The following is an 18,446-nucleotide window of genomic DNA, read 5'->3' as shown; positions in this document are numbered from 1 at the left end:
CGGTCTCGTCTCCGGTTGGCTGAACCCGTCGCGGCCTTTCATCCTGCGGCCGGTGGCCACCACGCTGATCATGTCGACCATCCTGGTGGTCGGCATGATCGCCTATCTCTTCCTGCCGCTCTCGGCCTTGCCTGAGGTCGACTACCCGACGATCCAGGTGCAGACCTTCTATCCCGGCGCCAGCCCGGACGTGATGACGACTTCAGTCACGGCGCCCCTGGAGCGCCAGTTCGGCCAGATGCCGGGTCTGGAGCAGATGTCGTCGGGGAGTCCGGCCGGCGCCTCGGTCATCACGCTGCGCTTCAGCCTCGACCTCAGCCTGGATATTGCCGAGCAGGAGGTTCAGGCGGCGATCAACGCGGCCGGCAACCTTCTGCCCGCCGACCTGCCGGCGCCGCCGATCTACGCCAAGGTGAATCCGGCCGACGCGCCGATCCTGACGCTGGCGATCACCTCGAAGACGCTGCCGCTGACCGAAGTCGAGAACTATGCCGAGACGCGGCTGGCGCAAAAGATCTCGCAGCTTCCGGGCGTCGGGCTGGTCAGCATCTCGGGCGGCGAGCGGCCGGCCGTGCGCATCCGCGTAAAGCTCAAGGCGCTGGCCGCCATGGGGCTCAACATCGACGATCTGCGCACCACCATCGGCACGCTCAACGTCAACACGCCGAAAGGCAGCTTCGACGGGCCGGCCCGTTCCTACACCATCAACGCCAACGACCAGATCAGCGACCCCAAGACCTATGCGGATATGGTCGTCGCTTACCGCAACGGGGCGCCGGTCAGGCTGGGCGAGGTCGCCGATATCATAGAGGGGCCGGAGAACTCGAAGCTGGGCGCTTGGGAAAACCGCTCGCCGGCGATCCTGCTCAACATCCAGCGCCAGCCCGGCGCCAACGTCATCCGCGTCGTCGACTCGGTGAAGGCGCTGCTGCCACAGCTTCGCGCCGGCCTGCCGGCGGCGGTCACCGTCGAGCCGCTGACCGACCGCACGACCACCATCCGTGCCTCAGTCCATGACGTCGAGTTCGAGCTGGCGACGGCGGCGCTTCTGGTCGTGCTCGTCACCTTCCTGTTCCTGCGCAACATTCCGGCGACGATCATTCCGAGCCTGTCGGTGCCGCTGTCGCTGATCGGCACGTTCGCGGTCATGTATCTTTGGGGCTTCAGCCTCGACAATCTGTCGCTGATGGCGCTGACCATCGCCTCCGGCTTCGTCATCGACGACGCCATCGTCATGATCGAAAACATCTCGCGCTTCATCGAGCATGGCGACGATCCGGTCACCGCCGCGCTCGAAGGCTCGGCCCAGATCGGCTTCACCATCATCTCGCTCACCGTCTCGCTGATCGCGGTGCTGATCCCGCTTCTGTTCATGGGCGACGTCGTCGGCCGCCTGTTCCACGAATTCGCCATCACGCTTGCGATCGCCATCGTCATTTCGGCCATCGTCTCGCTGACGCTGGTGCCGATGATGTGCGCCAGGCTCCTCAAGCCGCCGTCCGAACGCAGGCAGGGCGCGCTGGCGCGCGGCGCCGAGGCCGGCTTCGACGCTGTCGCGAATGGCTATGCCGCCGCCTTGCGGTGGGTGCTCGACCGTCAGGGGCTGACGCTGCTGGTCGCCGCAGCCACGCTTGCGCTCACCGTCTATCTCTATGTTGTCATCCCGAAAGGCTTCTTCCCGGTTCAGGACACCGGCGCGATTTCGGCGGTCACCGAGGCCGCGGGCTCGGCCTCCTACGCCGACATGGCAGCGCACCAGCAGGCGCTCGCCGATGTCATCCTGAAGGACCCGGATGTCGCGAGCCTGTCGTCCTTCATCGGCGTCGACGGCCAGAACATGACCGCCAACAGTGGCCACATGCTGATCAATCTCAAGCCGCGCGACGAGCGCGCGGCCGATGCCAGCGCGATCATCCGGCGGCTGGCTCGGGAGACCGACGTCGTGACCGGCATCGCGCTGCATATGCAGCCGGTGCAGGACCTGAGCGTGGACTCCACCTCCAGCGCGTCGCAGTACCAATACGTTCTGCAGGATTCGGATCCGGCCGAGCTGGCGACGTGGACATCAAAGCTCACCGATAGGCTGGTGGCACTTCCCGAACTCGCCGACGTAGCCAGCGACAGCCAGCAGAGCGGGCTTGCGGTCGACATCACCATCGACCGAGCGACGGCGGCACGCTTCGGGATTACGCCAGCGACCGTCGACAACGCGCTCTACGATGCCTTCGGCCAGCGGATCATCTCGACCATCTTCACCCAGTCGAACGAATACCGCGTCATCATTGAAGCCGACCCCTCGGTGGGACAGACGCCGGCTTCGCTGGGCTCGATCTACCTGCCGTCCTCCGGTTCCGGCCAGGTGCCGCTATCGGCGATCGCCAATATCAGTGTCCGGCAGGCGCCGCTGCTGGTGAACCACCTTGCCCAGTTCCCGGCCGCGACCATCTCCTTCAACCTCGCCCCGGGCGTGTCGCTCGGCGACGCCACCGCGGCGATCAGCAAGGCGGAACATGACATGCAGCCGCCCGCCGGCCTGGTCACCGGCTTCCAGGGCGCCGCGCTTGCCTTGCAAAGCTCGCTCTCCAACGAGCTGCTGCTGGTGCTCGCGGCAGTCGCCACCGTCTATGTCGTGCTTGGCGTGCTTTATGAGAGCTTCATCCACCCGCTGACGATCCTCTCGACGCTGCCCTCGGCAACCGTGGGCGCGCTGGTGGCGCTGATGCTCGCCGGCCACGATCTCGACGTGATCGGCATCATCGGCATCGTGCTCTTGGTCGGCATCGTCAAGAAGAACGCCATCATGATGATCGACTTCGCCCTGCAGGCCGAGCGCCTGCAGGGGCTGGACCCGCGCGAGGCGATTTACGAAGCCTGCTTGCTGCGGTTGCGGCCGATCCTGATGACGACGATGGCCGCGCTGTTCGGGGCGCTTCCGCTCCTGCTCGGCGGCCTTGCCGGCTCGGAATTGCACCAGCCGCTCGGCATCACCATCGTTGGCGGGCTGATCGTCAGCCAGGTGCTGACGCTCTTCACCACGCCGGTGATCTACCTTGCCTTCGATAGACTGACGCGGTCGGGGGCGCGTGAAGCGACGGCGCCGGCCGGCGGGCTCACGCCGTGAACCTCTCCGCGCCCTTCATCGCCAGGCCGGTCGCCACGACGCTGCTGGCCATCGGATTGGCGGCGGCGGGCCTGATCGCATACGTCAATCTTCCCGTCGCGCCGCTGCCCAAGGTGGATTTCCCGACCATCTCGGTGCAGGCCTCGATGCCAGGCGCCAGCCCCGACACGATGTCGACCGATGTCGCGGCGCCGCTCGAACGCCATCTCGGCCAGATCGCCGGGGTTTCCGAGATGACGTCGCGCTCCGGCACCGGCTCGACCAATGTTGTGCTGCAATTCGACCTCGATCGCGACATCAACGGCGCCGCGCGCGACGTTCAAGCCGCCATCAACGCCGCGCGCGCCGACCTCCCGTCCGATCTGCGCAGCAACCCGACCTACCGCAAATACAATCCCGCCGACGCGCCGGTGATGATCCTGGCGCTGACCTCGCGCACACTCACACCCGGTCAGCTCTACGATGCCGCCGCGACCGTGCTGCAGCAGCGCCTGTCCCAGGTCGAGGGCGTCGGCAATGTCGACCTCGGCGGCTCGTCGCTGCCCGCCGTTCGGGTGGAGCTCAATCCGGGGGCGCTGTTCCATTACGGCATCGGCCTGGAGGATGTGCGCGCCGCACTTGCCTCGGCCAATGCCCGCAGTCCGAAGGGCTTCGAGGAGGACGGCGCGCTCCGCTACCAGCTCTACACCAACGACCAGGCGAGCCATGCCGCCGACTATCGCGACCTGGTGATCGCCTGGCGCAACAGTGCGGCAGTGCGCCTCGCCGACATCGCAGATGTCGAGGACTCGGTCGAGGACGTGCGCAATCTCGGTCTCGCCAATGGCGTGCCGGCCGTGCTTTTGGTGCTCTATCGCGAGCCCAACGCCAACATCATCGACACGGTCGACCGCGTGCGCGCGCTGATCCCGACGCTGCAGGCTTCGGTGCCGGCGGATGCGCGCCTCAGCATCGCGTCCGACAGCAGCCTCACCATCCGCGGCTCGCTGCGCGACACCGAGCTGACGCTGGTGGCGGCGGTGCTGCTGGTCGTCTTCGTGGTGTTCTGCTTTTTGCGCGACTGGCGCGCGGCGCTGATCCCGAGCGTGGCGCTGGTTGTCTCGATCCTCGGCACCTTCGGAGCGATGTACCTGCTCGGCTACACGCTCGACAATCTATCCTTGATGGCGCTCACCATCGCCACCGGCTTCGTCGTCGACGACGCCATCGTGGTGCTGGAAAACATCATGCGCCACATCGAGGACGGCATGCCGCGCGGCCGGGCGGCGCTGGTCGGCGCTCAAGAGGTCGGCTTCACCGTGCTGTCGATGAGCGCTTCTCTCGTCGCCGTGTTCCTGCCGATTCTGTTGATGGGCGGCATACTCGGCCGCCTGTTCCAGGAATTCGCGATGACCTTGTCGCTGGCCATCGCCATTTCGCTGGTGCTGTCGCTGACGGTGACCCCGATGATGTGCGCGCATTTTTTGCGCGCGGGTGCAGTCCGATCGGAGCGCCGTTCCATCCTCGCACGCTTCGGCGAAAGCGTCTTCGAGCGCGTCCGCGCCGGCTACGGCCGCTCGCTCGCCTGGTCGCTCGACAATGCCGAGGCGATGCTCATCATCCTGATCGCGGCCGTCGCCCTCAACGTCTACCTCTATACGATCGTGCCGAAGGGCTTCTTCCCACAGCAGGACACCGGCGAGCTGATCGGCGGCCTGCGCGCCGACCAGGCCATTTCTTTCCAACTGATGCGGCAGAAATTCGAGCGGCTGGAGACGATCCTGAAGAGCGACCCGGCGGTGGCGAACGTCGTCGGCTACATCGGCGGCCGCCAGACCAATTCCGGCTTCGTCTACGTCAACCTGAAGCCGAAGGGCGATCGTGCGCCGCTGCAAGCGGTATTGGGGCGGCTGCGCGCGCAGCTCAGGCAATTGCCCGGCGCGCAGCTCTTCCTCAACCCGCGCCAGGAGATCAGGGTCGGCGGCCGCCAAAGCCTCGCCACCTATCAATACACGCTGCAGGCCGATACGACCGCGGACCTCGACGAATGGGCGCCGAAACTCGTCGAATTGCTGAAACAGGCGTCGGAGCTAACCGACGTCAATTCGGACCGCGACGAGGCCGGGCTCGAAACCAACATCACCGTCGACCGCGAGAGCGCGGCCCGGCTCGGCCTGACGCCGGCGAGCATCGACAACACGCTTTACGACGCCTTCGGCCAGCGCCAGGTGTCGACCATCTTCAACGCCCGCAACCAATATCACGTGGTGATGGAAGTCGCGCCGCGCTATCTGCAGGATCCGAGCGCGCTCAACGGAATCTATGTCAGCACCTCGGGCGCGGCGGCGAGCGGCACGCAGAAGACCAACGCACTGGCCGGCAGCCTGTCGGGCTCGCTGCAGAATCAGGCGACCAATGCGATCGCCGTCACCGGCCACGGCAGCGCCTCGAGCGGCGCCGCCGTCAGCACCTCGGCCGAGACCATGGTGCCGCTCGCCGCCTTCAGCACCTACGGTCCGGCGACCACCCCGCTTTCGGTCAACCACCAGGGCCACTTCGTCGCCACGACGATCTCGTTCAACCTTGCCGATGGCGCCACGCTCGGCGACGCCTCGGCGGCAATCGACCGCGCCATGGCGGAGCTGAAAATGCCGGTGTCGATCCACGGCTCGCTTGCCGGCACCGCACTCGCCTTCCGCTCCAACCTGCTCAACGAGCTCCTGCTGATCGCTGCCGCGCTCGCCACGATCTATGTCGTGCTCGGCGTGCTCTACGAAAGCTACGTGCACCCGATCACCATCCTGTCGACGCTGCCCTCGGCCGGCATCGGCGCGCTGCTCGCGCTCATCGTCACCGGCATGGAATTCGACGTGATCTCGCTGATCGGCATCATTCTGTTGATCGGCATCGTCAAGAAGAACGCCATCATGATGATCGACATGGCCTTGCAGGCCGAGCGCCAGGAAGGGCTTGCGCCGCGAGAAGCTATCCACAAGGCGAGCCTCCAGCGCTTCCGGCCGATCATGATGACGACCTTTGCGGCTTTGCTCGGCGCCTTGCCGTTGGCGCTCGAGACCGGCACTGGGGCGGAGCTGCGCCAGCCGCTCGGCATCGCGATCGTCGGCGGCCTCATCGTCTCGCAGCTTCTCACGCTCTACACCACCCCGGTCGTCTATCTCTATCTCGACCGGCTCAGCGCCCGCAGACCGACGCTGCGAGTGGCGCCGGCGGAGTGATCGGGCACCGCGACCTTGGACTGTTCGACCGCGCGAAGCGAAACAGTTCGGCCCATGAGGCGGCGCGCCTTCATATCGCTCGACGCCACCCAACGCGCTTGATCGTGAGATCTGTGCTATCGCTTCGTGAACTGGCAACATGCTTCATCATCGGGTGCGCCCTCGAAGGGCGCGACCAGTTCCTGCTCACCCGGCCATTGCCCGAGCGCTACACCGGGGCGTCGCGAGCGGGCCTTTTGCGTCGCATCTTTGGTCTATAGGTGCTGCCGGGTGAGCGGCACCACCTCTCTTCATGCCGGTCTCAGCGCTTCGGGCCGAAGCCGGGATAGGGATTGAGCGGCACGATCGCCGCGATGTCCATCATTCCGGCCTCGACCAGCGGCAGGGTGGCGAGATGGCCGCGCACCTCCTTGTCGTCGGCAGCCTCGAACATCATGCCGCTGCCGGGGATGTCACCGCGGTTCCAGACCTGGCGCACGGCGCCTTGCGCATAGAGCGTGCGCCGCTGCTCGGCTTCGCCCGGAAGCAGCGGCGCGAAATCGCTATCGCTGAACTTTTCGGTGTCGCGGGTGAGAAGGGCAAAGAACTGCATGGCGGTCTCCTTTGTGGCCGGTTGATGCGGAAGATATCGCGCCGGCTGGTCAGACTGTCCAAGACTGATTAAGCTAAAGATCAGACGTTGAAGGACTTGAGTCATGGAGACGCAGAATGCTTGACCTGCGGCAGATCCGCTATTTCGTTGCCGTCGCCGAGGCCGGCAATGTCGGCCGCGCCGCCGAGCAGCTGCATATCTCGCAGTCGCCCTTGAGCCGCCAGATCATGCAGCTCGAGGAACAACTCGGCGTCACGCTGTTCGAGCGATCGAAGCAGCGCGTCCATCTCAACGCCGAGGGCAGGGCTTTCCTTGCCGAGGCGCGCGCTCTGCTCGTCAATGCCGTGCGGCTGGAGGAGCTCGGCCGCAAGCTTGCAAGCGGCGCGACCGGCAGCCTCGCCATCGGCTATGTCGAGGGGGCGGTGCATGCCGGGCTGATCGCCGCGATGCTCAGGGAATTCCGCCGAGAGCGGCCGGATTTTCATCTGCAACTGAGAAGCCGCCGCACGGCCGCGCAGTTCGAGGATCTGCGCCAGCGCGTGCTCGACCTCGGCTTCGTCTACGCGCCGGCGCCGCAAGGCGATCCGGATATCGAGAGCATGCTGGTGCGGCGCGAACCGCTGGTGCTGGCGATCCCCGAAGGCGATCCGCTTGTCGATGCGAGCGACATCAGGCCCCGCCATCTTGACGCCCGCGTCTGGATCACCGTCGTGCGCCAACCCGATGACACCAACCGCGCCCAGTTCCTGGCGGCCTGCGTGGAGGCCGGTTTCGTGCCCGACATCGCCTACGAGACGGCCGATCCCTTGACCTCGCTCGGCCTGGTCAGCGCCGGGCTGGGCCTGGCGACGGTACAGGAAAGCCTGCAAAGCGCTGCGCCCGCCGGCATCGTCTTTCGTGACCTGCCATGGTTCAAGCGCAGCGTTGAAATCCATCTCGCCTGGCGGCGCAATGACCGGAGGGCGGTGATTGAGGATTTGAGCAGGACGGTGAGCGGTGAATGATGAATAGCGAATAGTTACTATCTGGCGGTGGACAGATTTCGGCTCGCGCGATCCGCACTATTCACCATTCACCTTACATTTTGTCGATCACCGCCTGCACCCCTTCCGTCGGCGCATCGACCGACGAGCCCGCCACCATGATGGCGGCGACGATTGCCTCGGGGTCGTTGACCACCAGCGGCTTCACCCTATGTGCGGTGTGGATGAAGCCTTCGCCCGACATGTGCTCGATGAGCGCCAGCATCGGGTCCCAGAAGGCCTTGATGTTGGCGAACACGATCGGCTTGCGGTGATGGCCGAGTTGCGCCCAGGTCATGATCTCGACGATCTCCTCGACCGTGCCGATGCCGCCCGGCAACGCCACGAAGGCGTCGGATTTCTCGAACATCCTGTGCTTGCGCTCGTGCATGTTGTCGGTGATCACCAGCTCGTCGAGCTTGTCGAGAGCGGTCTCGGTCGCCTCCTTGTTGATCAGGAAGCGCGGGATGATGCCGGTCACCTTGCCGCCGGCCTTGAGTGCCCCGTCTGCGACGGCGCCCATGATTCCCTTGGTGCCGCCGCCATAGATCAGGCGCAGGCCGGACTTCGCCAGCGAGCGGCCGAGCAGGTGGCCGGCCTTGACATAGGCCTCGTCGCGGCCCGGAGACGAACCGCAATAGACGCAGACGGATCGAATCGTGTTCATGTCATGATTGGTGATAGGGACGGTTGGCGCGGTCAAGCCCAAGGACGGGCTTTTTCTTGTGAGCTTGGTGAAAACACGCTAGACCGGCGTTAGGTGGCTAAGGGGCAGAAAAGATTATGGCTATCAATTCTTCCAAGGCGTTATTGTTCGCGGCGGGCGGCGTTGCCGTCGTCGCGGCGGTCGCCTACGGGTCGGGCGCGCTCGACCCATACATCAACAAGCAGAATCCGCCGCAGGTCGCGTCGCTGCCGCAGGCAGGCACGAAGCCGGCCGAATCCTCAAGCACCTCCACCGAGGCGCGTGTACCGCAGGCGCAAGCCCCGGCCACTACAATGGCGCCGGCCAACAACACGATGGCGCCGGCCAACAAGATGGCGCCCGCCAACAATGCAATGGCGCCTGCCAACAACGCGACGGCCCCGGCGGAATCCGCGCCGGCCGCTCAGGCGCCGGCCGCCGTAGGACCCACGCTGCCAACCTTCGATGTCGTGCGCGTCGAAGGCAATGGCTCGATTGTCGTCGCCGGCAGCGCGGCGCCCAATGCCAAGGTCGAAGTCCTGAACGGCGGCACGGTGCTCGGCTCGACCGATGCCGGTCCCGATGGTGCCTTCGCCATCGTGCTCGACGATCCGCTGAAGCCCGGCGACTACACGATCACGCTGCGCTCGACCGCTGGCGGCGTCGCAGTCGCCTCGGCGCAGACCGCCGTCGTCTCAGTGCCGCAGAGCCCGACCGGCCAGGTGCTGGCGATGGTCGAGGAGCCGGGCAAGCCGTCCGAATTGCTGACCATTCCGCAGCCCGCGGCCAAGCCGGCGGCACCTGCCGCCACCGGTCAGGCAGCCGCCCCGGACGCGCAGGCCCCGGCCGCAACCGCGCCGGCGGCGTCTGCCCCGGCGGGGGCGCCGGCTGCAACGGCACCGGCAGCTACGGATAAGGCTTCGGCTCCCGCGACCCAGAACGCCGCCGCAGACGAACCGAAGATCGCCGTCGAGGCCGTTGAGATCGACGGCGGCAAGATCTTCGTCGCGGGCAGGGCCGATCCCGGCCGCAAGGTGCGCGCCTATGCCGACGATGCCCTGCTTGGCGAGGCCAAAACCTCGCCTGACGGCCATTTCCTGATCGAGGCGGCGCGCGACATTCCGATCGGCAACCATACCATTCATGTCGACGGCCTTGCCGACGATGGCGTCAAGGTCGTCGCCCGTGCCGCTGTTCCGTTCGAACGCGAGCCCGGCGAGTCGATTGCCGCCGTCGCGCCCAACCAAGCCAAGCCCGCCGACAGCAAGCTCGCCCAGGGTGCGGGGTCCCAGCCCGCGGAGGCAAAGTCCGGGGCAGCCAATCCCGCCGAGACGACGGCGCCGGCCACCGCTACCGCCGAAGCGGGCAAGCCCGCCGCGACCGCCGACACGTCGGCCGAGGTCGCCGAAGCGAATCCTGCGGCCGACGTGCCTGAGACCATGGCGCCGAAGCTCGAACACGTCGATGGCGCGGTCATCATCCGCCGCAACGATACGCTCTGGCGCATCTCGCGGCGCGTCTATGGCCATGGCGTGCGCTACTCGACCATCTATCTCGCCAACCAGGATCAGATCCGCAATCCCGACCGCATTTGGCCCGGTCAGGTCTTCAAGGTCCCCGGCAAGTCGAAGGAAGGCGAGCCTGCCGACATGAAGGCCATGGGTGACCAGATGACGGCGCCAAAGACGGAGTAAGAGCGCAATCCCCCTCGTGGGGATGCCCGGCAGGGCAGAGGGCGCTGCCCCGCCGGCGTTCGACACTTCCTACCGTGCTACCCATCCGCCTGGCTTGCCCTCTCATCCTCCATCGTTTATCGGCGATGAACGATGACCGAATCCTTATCCGTCAACCGCGCCCTCAATAGCCGAGCCCTCGACAGCCGCGGCATCGCCACGCGGTTCGCGGCGCTGTCGCATCCGGCACGCATTGAGATCCTGAAGCATCTCTCGGCCAGTAGCTGCTGCTCCTGCCGCGAGGTGGTCGATCATCTCGATCTCGCCCAGTCGACCGTTTCGCAGCATCTGAAGATCCTGGTCGAAGCAGGGCTCGTCCGCTTCGAAGCGGATCGCCAGCGTTCACGCTACGCGGTGGACCGCGCTACGCTCGCCGAAGTCTCGGCGTCGCTCGCGGCCCTGGTCGATTCCTGCTGCGGCGAAAGCATGAAAGAAAGCTAAGAACAAAATGGCCGACAAGACCGTCTCCGCCGAAACCGGCACCCTCACCACACTGCGCAATCTGTGGCCCTATATGTGGCCGGCCGACCGTGCCGACCTGAGAGCCCGCGTCACCTGGGCGACGCTGCTTCTCGTCGTCGCCAAGGTCACCCTGGTCGCCGGCCCCTATTTCTTCAAATGGGCAACCGATGCGCTCGCCCACGCCTCGAAGACGCCGCCGCCGCTGCCCGCCTTCATGCTCGCGCCGGTGATGCTGGTCATTGCCTATAATGTGCTGAGGCTGGTCCAGCTCGGCTTCAACCAGCTGCGCGACGCGCTGTTTGCCCGCGTCGGCCAATATGCGGTGCGCCAGCTTGCCTTCCGCACCTTCGTCCACATGCACCAGCTGTCGCTGCGCTTCCATCTTGAGCGCCGCACCGGCGGTCTGTCGCGCATCATCGAGCGCGGCACCAAGGGCATCGAGACGATCGTGCGCTTCGTCATGCTGAACACGGCGCCGACCATTCTCGAATTCGCGCTGACGGCCGGCATTTTCGCCTACACCTATGGCTGGAAATACGTCGCCGTGGTCGCGGTCACCGTGTGGATCTATGTCTGGTTCACGGTCAAGGCCAGCGACTGGCGCATCTCGATCCGCCGCGACATGAACGAAAGCGACACCGACGCCAATACCAAGGCGATCGACTCGCTCTTGAATTTCGAGACGGTCAAATATTTCACCAATGAGCGCATGGAAGCCGAGCGCTTCGACCGCTCGATGGCGCGTTATGAAACCGCGGCCACCAAGACCTGGACCTCGCTCGGCTGGCTTAACTTCGGCCAGGGTCTCATCTTCGGCCTCGGCACCGTCATCGTCATGTGCATGTCGGCGCTCGAGGTGCAGGCCGGAACGCAGTCGGTCGGCGATTTCGTCTTCATCAACGCCATGCTGATGCAGCTGTCGGTGCCGCTCAACTTCATCGGCTTCATCTATCGCGAAATCCGCCAGGGTTTGACCGATATCGAGCACATGTTCGACCTTCTCGACGTGCCCCAGGAGATCGTCGACAAGCCGGACGCCAAGCCGTTGAAGGTGAGTGCCGGCAAGGTCGAGTTCCGCGACGTGCACTTCTCCTATGATTCAAACCGCAAGATCCTGAAGGGCGTCTCCTTCGAGGTGCCAGCCGGCAAGACGGTCGCCATCGTCGGCCCCTCCGGCGCAGGCAAGTCGACCATCTCCAGGCTTCTGTTCCGCTTCTATGACGTGCAGCGCGGCCAGGTGCTGATCGACGGCCAGGACATCCGCGACGTCACCCAGGAGAGCCTGCGCGCGGTGCTCGGCATGGTGCCGCAGGACACGGTGCTCTTCAACGACACCATCGCCTACAACATCCGCTACGGCCGCATCGGCGCCAGCGAGGAGGAGGTGCGCAAGGCCGCCGAGCTCGCCCAAATCGGGGCGTTCATCGAAAAGCTCCCCGACGGCTACCGCTCGATGGTCGGCGAGCGCGGCCTGAAACTGTCGGGCGGCGAGAAGCAGCGGGTCGCGATCGCCCGCACGATCCTGAAGGCCCCGCCGATCCTGATGCTGGACGAGGCGACCTCGGCGCTGGACACCCAGACCGAGCAGGAGATCCAGGCGGCGCTGGACCTCGTCAGCAAGGGCCGCACCACCCTTGTGATTGCCCACCGGCTGTCGACGGTGATCTCGGCCGACGAGATCATCGTGCTGAAGGACGGCCAGATCGCCGAGCGCGGCACCCACGCCGCGCTCTTGCGCCAGCAGGGCCTCTACGCCTCGATGTGGGACCGCCAGCGCGAGGCCACCGAAGCCGAGGAGCGCCTGCGCATTGCGCGTGAAAGCGACGAGTTCGGTGTGATCGTACGGAGAAGGACGTCGGAGGTGAGCTAGCGCCTCTTCCTTCTCCCACAAGGGGAGAAGGGGAAATCGGCGCAAAATCCCCTTGACCTCAACCTAGCTTGAGCTTGCAAACCGTCTCCGAACCCCTGCGAAGCAAGCCTTCCAAGAACGGAGACTGATCGAAATGAGCAATAAAGATCAACGCGCTGGCAGCGTGTTCCGGGTCGACAAATTCGTCGTGCCCGCGGAAGCGCGCGACGAGATCGTCGGCAAGGTCAGGATGACGCACGAATTGCTGCGCCAGCAGGACGGCTTCGTGCAGGACTTCCTGCTCGAGCAGTTCTCCGGCCCAGGCGAATTCAACATCGTCACCATGGTCGAATGGGAAAGCCAGGCCGCGGTCGACAACGTCGTGCCGATCGTCAAGGCCGCGCACGAGCGCATCGCCTTAAGCCCGCAGGCAACGATCGCACGCCTCGGGGTCAAAGCGGATATCGCGCACTATCAGCGCGTGCCGGAGGCGTAAGACGGCCAGCCCGCGCCGGGTGCAGGCGCGACGACGCCCAGTACCTGGCCGGTGCGGGCGTCGCCGACCATGTTCTCGAAGCCGCGCCATTCGGCGGCGGTGATGAACAGCGTCCTGCCGTCGGCACCGCCCAACATGCAGGCAAAGCAGCCCCGATCGACCTCGACCTTGTCGATTTTCGCACCGCCCTCGCGCACCCTGACACAGTGCCGGTTTGGCACATCCGCATACCAGACGCAGCCTTGGGCGTCGACGCAGATGCCATCGGGATAATCGTTGCCGAGATCTGCCCAGACGCGCCGGTTGGAAAGGCTCCCGTCGTCGCCAATGTCGAAGGCTGTCAATCGCCTGGCGTGGGACTCAGCAACGATCAAAGTCCGGTTGTCCGGCGTTACCGCCATGCCGTTGGCGAAGGCGATGTTCGCGGCGACCTGCTGGACCACGCCGTCTGACCTGATCAGCACGATGGTGCCTGGTCCGAAATGCTCACCCGGCGCTGGCGCCGGCCCGCCGCCATTGACATAGATGTTGCCGCGTCCATCGACGACGATTTCGTTCCAAGGATTTTTCGACAGTCGCCGGAGATCGGCATGGGTCACGAGCGCCCCGTCCGCCTCCTGCCTGAGCAGCAGGCCTCCCCGACCGGAGACCACCAGGAGCCGCCCGTCCGGCAGCCAGTCGATCGAATACGGCAGAACAGCCGGCACGGTTAGCATGACCTCGCTCGTGCCGTCCTCTTCCACGGCGACGATTTCGCCGGTGCCCCAGTTGCAAAGCCAGAGCCGCCCCGCATGCCAGCGCGGGGACTCACCGAAGGCGAGGCCCTTCGTTATGACCGTTGCTGTGCTGGTGGCGGATTTCGGCGTTGGCATTGGCTGGCTCCTTGGGCGCCTTGTCTATCCAAGGACGGATGGCAGAGCCGCGTTCCGACAGCCGGCGCTAAAATCACGGCAATGAGTCCTTCCCCATTGTTGCGTTGCGGGGAGGGGGGCTTTCGGCTATTGAGGCCGGACCTGAAACAGGGACCGCCCCAAGCCCTATGACGCTTCTCGATACGATCAAGAATACGTTCGTTCCGATCCATCGCGAGGGCTATCCCTTCATCGCCGCCTTCGGCGCGGCCACGCTGTTCCTCGGCTATTTCTCCTCGATCCTGTTCTGGCTCGGGCTGATCCTCACCGGCTGGTGCATCTATTTTTACCGTGACCCAGAGCGCGTCACGCCGGTCGACGACCGGCTGGTGGTCAGCCCGGCCGACGGCGTGGTTTCGGCGGTCGGGCCCGCCGTGCCGCCGCGCGAGCTTGGCCTGGGTACGGGCGAAATGACCCGTATCTCGGTGTTCATGAATGTCTTTTCCTGCCACATCAACCGCGCGCCGGTGCGCGGCAGGATCACGCGCATCGAGCACCGTCCGGGCAAATTCCTCAATGCCGAGCTCGACAAGGCAAGCTCCGAGAACGAGCGCAACGGCCTGGTCATCGACAGCCCCAACGGCACCATTGCCGCCGTGCAGATCGCCGGCCTTGTGGCGCGCCGCATCGTCTGCTGGGCCGAGCAGGGCGGCTCGATCGGCATCGGCGAGCGTTTTGGCCTGATCCGCTTCGGCTCCCGCGTCGACGTCTTCCTGCCGTCGAACGCCGTGCCGCGCGTCGCCGTCGGCCAGACGGCGGTGGGCGGCGAGACGGTGCTTGCCGAGTTCGGCGGCGCGGCGGTCGCCCCGCTGGTCAGGATTTCCTGAGCGGTGGGCGCGCCTTTCAAGAAGTTCGAGGCACACGCCAGCGGCGGCCCGCGCATCCGCGAAATACCGATGCGCATGGTGCTGCCCAATCTGGTGACCGTTCTTGCGATCTGCGCCGGCCTGTCCGGCATCCGCTTCGCCTTCGAGGACCGCTTCGAGCCGGCGGTGGTCATGGTGCTGCTCGCAGCCTTCCTCGACGGCATCGACGGCCGCTTGGCTCGCATGCTGAAGGCGACCTCGAAGTTCGGCGCGCAGATGGATTCGCTGGCCGATATCGTCAATTTCGGCGTCGCGCCGGCGCTGGTGCTCTATGCCTTCCTGCTCGACCGCGCCGGCTCGCCGGGCTGGATCGCGGCACTCCTGTTCACCATTGCCTGCGGCATGCGGCTCGCCCGCTTCAATGTGCTGGCCGACGACACCGACCAGCCGGCCTGGCAGACCGAGTATTTCGTCGGCGTCCCGGCGCCGGCGGGCGCGGTGCTGGTCATGCTGCCTTGCTATCTCTACTTCCTGCGGCTCGGCCTGGAACCGACCCGGGGGGCGGCCTTCGTTGCCTCTGGCTTCACCGTGCTCGTCGCCTTCCTCTTGGTCAGTCGCCTGCCGGTCTATTCGGGCAAGAGCGTCAAGGTGCCGGGAGACAGAGTGCTTCCGGTCATCCTCGGCGTCGTGCTCTACATCCTGCTGTTGATGGCCTATCCCTGGTACACGCTGACGGCATCGGTCGCCGGCTACCTCGTCTTCCTGCCGTTCTCGGTGCGGGCCTATTCGAAGCGGGCCATGCGCGAAGGCGAGAAGGTGCCGCCTTCCGATATCGGCTGAACCCGCTCGAGAGGCGCGACTTCGAGCCGCCGAGTTCCTTCGCGCCCCCCTCTGTCCTGGCGAACATCTCCCCACGTGGGGAGAAATTGGCAGCTTCGTTCAAGCCGCGCATCCTGCAACGATGCTGATTGGCGAAAGCCGAGACGGCATCTGATCTCCCCCCGTGTGGGGGAGATGTCCGGCAGGACAGAGGGGGGCGCTGTCCCGCCAGCGCTTGCGATACGGCCTAAGCCGCCGCGCTCAGCCCAAGCCGGTCGATCGCCAGCTTCCGCGCCGACACGTAATCCGTCTTGCCGGAACCCAGCACCGGGATCTCTTCCACCTTGATGATGTCATTGGGCACCATCAACTCGGCGGCGCCCGCCTTCTTGCCGAACTGGCGCAGCTCTTCGGCATTGGCGTCGTCGGCCGTGGTGACCAGAACGATGCGCTCGCCGCGCCTTTTATCGGGCACCGCCACCGCGGCGTGGCGCTGTTCCGGCCACAGCGACTGCACCAGCATCTCGACCGCGCCCAGCGACACCATCTCGCCGGCGATCTTGGCAAAGCGTTTTGCCCGCCCGCGGATGGTGATGAAGCCGTCGCGGTCGACCGAGACGATGTCGCCGGTGTCGTGCCAGCCCTCGAGCGGCTGCAACTCGCCGGGGCGGTCGGCGGTCATGTAGCCCATCATCATGTTCGGCCCGTCGAGCCATAGCCGGCCGCCCTCGCTGATGCCCTCGACCGGCTCAAGCTTCATGCGGATCGCCGGCAGCAGCCGGCCGACCGTGCCGTCGCGATTGTGGATGGCGGTGTTCACCGCCACCACTGGCGCCGCCTCGGTCAGCCCAAAACCTTCGATGATCGATGCCTGGAAACGGTCGCGGTAGGTGCGCCTTGTCTCGGGCTTTACCGCTTCAGCGCCGGCAACAACGAAACGCAGGCTGGAGAAATCGCCGTCCTTGGCAGTGCGGGCATAGTTGGCGAGGAAAGTGTCGGTGCCGAACATGACGGTAGGCTTCACCTTGCGCGCGATCTCCGGAATGATCTTGTAGTGCAGCGGCGAGGGATAGAGGAACAGTTTCACGCCGGTTACCAGCGGCAGGATAGTGCCGCCGGTCAGCCCGAAGGAATGGAAGACGGGCAGCACGTTGAGCAGGATATCGGCCGGCGAGATCGTGATGCGCGCCTCGGCCTGCATGGCGTTGGCGAGAAGGTTGCGGTGCGACAGCACCACCGCCTTCGGCGTTCCTTCCGAGCCCGAGGTGAACAGGATCACCGCTGGTTTCGACGCCTGCTGCCGCTGCAGCGGAAAACGCCAGAAAAGCGCCGCCGCGACCTTGTCGAGCAAGGTCACGCTCTCGCGCACATCCTCCAGCCACAGCATCTTGGCGCCGCCCGCCTCGACGGCGGTGACGATGTCGTCGATGGCGGCCTTCTCGATGAACGCGCGAGAAGAGACCACTGTGCGAATGACCGCCGTGCGGATCGCGGCGGTGACGCTCGCCGGGCCGGCGGTGTAGTTGATCATCGCCGCGATGCGGGCCGCCGAGATAAGCCCGACAAAGGAGAGCACAATGCCATTGGCATTGGGCAGGAGCAGGCCGACCGCTTCGCCGGGCGCCGTCACCGCCTCGAAGCGGCGGCCGAGCACGCGCGCGCCGATGAACATCTTGCGATAGTTGAGCGCGCCCGAAATCACGTCCTCGATGATCGGATGCGAGGCACCGACGCGATCCGCCGCGTCGCGCATGGCCAGGAACAGGCCGCGGTCGAGATTGCTGCCGTAGAGCCGCGCCTCGGCAAACCGGTCGAACAGGGCGTTGGTGTTCGACGCCATGTCGGGGTTGCGCGCCACCAGCTCGGCGACGGTCATCGGTTCCAGCACGCTGAGCGACAGGCGCGGGAACCAGTGACGCGGCGCCTTGTCGGCCGGCGTCAGCGACATCGGCAGGTCGCGCGCACCGGCGACGAAGATCGGCACGATGCGGGCGTCGGCCTGCATGGCGATGCGGGTGATGGCGCGGAACAGGCGGAACGACTTGACGTCCGGCTCGACGTCGTCGGGCAGATAGACCGCAAGCCGGCCCTTGCCCTTCAAAACGCGCACCAGCCGCCGGCTCACGAAGAGATGTTCGGCATTGAAGGCGATGGTCCGGGCAAGCTCGCGCCACGGCTCCAGCCAGGGCGAGCGGGCCGAGGCCTCGTCCAGAATGTGCAGCGTGTCGTCCGGCAAGAGCGACAGCATCAGCGCCGGCTCGATGCGCGATTGGTGCGAAACGACATAGATCACCGGCGTGCGGGCATTGCGAGCAATGCGGATGCGATCGTCGACAATGCGGTAGGCGAGCTTGAACGGCACGTAGAGCAACGCCTGGGTAAAGCGCAGGTCGAGCCGGAACCTTTCGATCACGCCAATCAGCAGCCAGGCAAAGACAAGACCGGCAAGCAGCGCCAATGTCAGGATCATGCCGCTCTCTCCCAACGTCCTCCACGGTGCGGCTCTTGCGCGGCCGCTTTGGTGGCAGAAGGTAGCGGAAGTGGGGGCAAGGTCAATGTGGGGCTGGTAGGGCGCTCCCTTCTCCCCTTGCGGGAGAAGGGGGCCGAGCGAAGCCCGGACGGATGAGGGTGTTGGACGGATCACTTCGCTGGATATGTAAGTGCCTGAAAGCAATCGATTCTTCGAGGCCGTGCTTCTTCCAGAACCCCCTCATCCGTCTCGACGCTGCGCGCCG

General features: G+C 65.7%; 13 protein-coding genes. 9 read left to right on the top strand and 4 right to left on the bottom strand.

Annotated elements, in window-relative coordinates; genetic code table 11:
• Positions 1-19 precede the first annotated feature (19 nt).
• A complete protein-coding gene (locus tag CK224_RS08800; protein ID WP_095781937.1) occupies positions 20-3,121 on the top strand; it encodes a multidrug efflux RND transporter permease subunit in 3,102 nt (1,033 codons plus the stop codon).
• Positions 3,118-6,336 (top strand): efflux RND transporter permease subunit, encoded by a 3,219-nt coding sequence (locus CK224_RS08795; RefSeq protein ID WP_095781503.1) that lies wholly within the window; start codon positions 3,118-3,120, stop codon positions 6,334-6,336. The genes CK224_RS08800 and CK224_RS08795 overlap by 4 nt, the downstream gene beginning before the upstream one ends.
• A gap of 301 nt (positions 6,337-6,637) precedes the next feature.
• Here the strand turns inward: CK224_RS08795 and CK224_RS08790 are convergent, their stop codons facing one another.
• Positions 6,638-6,928 (bottom strand): muconolactone Delta-isomerase family protein, encoded by a 291-nt coding sequence (locus tag CK224_RS08790; RefSeq protein WP_095781502.1) that lies wholly within the window; start codon positions 6,926-6,928, stop codon positions 6,638-6,640.
• Between the two features lie 116 nt (positions 6,929-7,044).
• Here CK224_RS08790 and CK224_RS08785 point away from each other — a divergent pair, with 116 nt between their 5' ends.
• Positions 7,045-7,932 carry a LysR substrate-binding domain-containing protein gene (locus CK224_RS08785; RefSeq protein WP_095781501.1) on the top strand — a complete coding sequence of 296 codons (888 nt, stop codon included), beginning with the start codon at positions 7,045-7,047 and terminating at the stop codon, positions 7,930-7,932.
• Between the two features lie 73 nt (positions 7,933-8,005).
• On the opposite strand, the gene CK224_RS08780 is transcribed toward CK224_RS08785, so the two are convergent.
• The gene (locus CK224_RS08780; RefSeq protein WP_066997348.1) at positions 8,006-8,617 is read right to left on the bottom strand and encodes a TIGR00730 family Rossman fold protein; all 612 of its coding nucleotides are present in this window, start codon (positions 8,615-8,617) and stop codon (positions 8,006-8,008) included.
• 116 nt (positions 8,618-8,733) lie between these two features.
• Between CK224_RS08780 and CK224_RS08775 the strand changes: the two genes are divergently transcribed.
• The 4 genes from CK224_RS08775 (at position 8,734) to CK224_RS08760 (ending at position 13,175) form a co-directional block, all read left to right on the top strand.
• On the top strand, positions 8,734-10,329 hold the full coding sequence (locus CK224_RS08775; protein WP_095781500.1) for a LysM peptidoglycan-binding domain-containing protein: 1,596 nt from the start codon (positions 8,734-8,736) through the stop codon (positions 10,327-10,329).
• A 132-nt stretch (positions 10,330-10,461) separates the two neighbouring features.
• The gene (locus tag CK224_RS08770) at positions 10,462-10,809 is read left to right on the top strand and encodes a metalloregulator ArsR/SmtB family transcription factor (RefSeq protein WP_067321203.1); all 348 of its coding nucleotides are present in this window, start codon (positions 10,462-10,464) and stop codon (positions 10,807-10,809) included.
• Positions 10,810-10,816: 7 nt separating this feature from the next.
• Entirely contained in the window at positions 10,817-12,700 is a 1,884-nt protein-coding gene (locus tag CK224_RS08765; RefSeq protein ID WP_095781499.1) for an ABC transporter ATP-binding protein/permease, read from the top strand.
• Between the two features lie 133 nt (positions 12,701-12,833).
• Positions 12,834-13,175 carry an antibiotic biosynthesis monooxygenase gene (locus tag CK224_RS08760; RefSeq protein WP_095781498.1) on the top strand — a complete coding sequence of 114 codons (342 nt, stop codon included), beginning with the start codon at positions 12,834-12,836 and terminating at the stop codon, positions 13,173-13,175.
• Here CK224_RS08760 and CK224_RS08755 read toward each other — a convergent pair.
• Positions 13,154-14,047 (bottom strand): SMP-30/gluconolactonase/LRE family protein, encoded by an 894-nt coding sequence (locus tag CK224_RS08755; RefSeq protein ID WP_095781497.1) that lies wholly within the window; start codon positions 14,045-14,047, stop codon positions 13,154-13,156. The two genes, CK224_RS08760 and CK224_RS08755, sit on opposite strands and share 22 nt — an antisense overlap.
• A 128-nt stretch (positions 14,048-14,175) precedes the next feature.
• Here CK224_RS08755 and CK224_RS08750 point away from each other — a divergent pair, with 128 nt between their 5' ends.
• Both CK224_RS08750 and CK224_RS08745 read left to right on the top strand, forming a co-directional pair.
• Positions 14,176-14,913, top strand: a complete 738-nt coding sequence (locus CK224_RS08750; protein ID WP_280952261.1) for a phosphatidylserine decarboxylase — start codon at positions 14,176-14,178, stop codon at positions 14,911-14,913.
• A 75-nt stretch (positions 14,914-14,988) separates the two neighbouring features.
• On the top strand, positions 14,989-15,732 hold the full coding sequence (locus CK224_RS08745; RefSeq protein WP_245299656.1) for a phosphatidylcholine/phosphatidylserine synthase: 744 nt from the start codon (positions 14,989-14,991) through the stop codon (positions 15,730-15,732).
• Between the two features lie 226 nt (positions 15,733-15,958).
• Here CK224_RS08745 and CK224_RS08740 read toward each other — a convergent pair whose 3' ends face one another.
• Positions 15,959-18,181 (bottom strand): AMP-binding protein, encoded by a 2,223-nt coding sequence (locus CK224_RS08740; protein ID WP_066997326.1) that lies wholly within the window; start codon positions 18,179-18,181, stop codon positions 15,959-15,961.
• Between the last annotated feature and the right edge of the window lie 265 nt (positions 18,182-18,446).

Source organism: Mesorhizobium sp. WSM3862, assembly GCF_002294985.1.
In the GTDB taxonomy this organism is placed as follows: Bacteria; Pseudomonadota; Alphaproteobacteria; order Rhizobiales; family Rhizobiaceae; genus Mesorhizobium.
The sequence above is the reverse complement of the archived record's forward strand: the minus strand, read 5'-3'. Positions and strand labels throughout refer to the sequence as shown.

Coding starts and splice junctions, on each gene's coding strand:
- CK224_RS08790 (WP_095781502.1), bottom strand. CDS start 6,928: ATGCAGTTCTTTGCCCTTCTCACCCGCGACACCGAAAAGTTCAGCGAT.
- CK224_RS08785 (WP_095781501.1), top strand. CDS start 7,045: ATGCTTGACCTGCGGCAGATCCGCTATTTCGTTGCCGTCGCCGAGGCC.
- CK224_RS08745 (WP_245299656.1), top strand. CDS start 14,989: ATGGTGCTGCCCAATCTGGTGACCGTTCTTGCGATCTGCGCCGGCCTG.
- CK224_RS08775 (WP_095781500.1), top strand. CDS start 8,734: ATGGCTATCAATTCTTCCAAGGCGTTATTGTTCGCGGCGGGCGGCGTT.
- CK224_RS08755 (WP_095781497.1), bottom strand. CDS start 14,047: ATGCCAACGCCGAAATCCGCCACCAGCACAGCAACGGTCATAACGAAG.
- CK224_RS08740 (WP_066997326.1), bottom strand. CDS start 18,181: ATGATCCTGACATTGGCGCTGCTTGCCGGTCTTGTCTTTGCCTGGCTG.
- CK224_RS08780 (WP_066997348.1), bottom strand. CDS start 8,617: ATGAACACGATTCGATCCGTCTGCGTCTATTGCGGTTCGTCTCCGGGC.
- CK224_RS08760 (WP_095781498.1), top strand. CDS start 12,834: ATGAGCAATAAAGATCAACGCGCTGGCAGCGTGTTCCGGGTCGACAAA.
- CK224_RS08770 (WP_067321203.1), top strand. CDS start 10,462: ATGACCGAATCCTTATCCGTCAACCGCGCCCTCAATAGCCGAGCCCTC.
- CK224_RS08765 (WP_095781499.1), top strand. CDS start 10,817: ATGGCCGACAAGACCGTCTCCGCCGAAACCGGCACCCTCACCACACTG.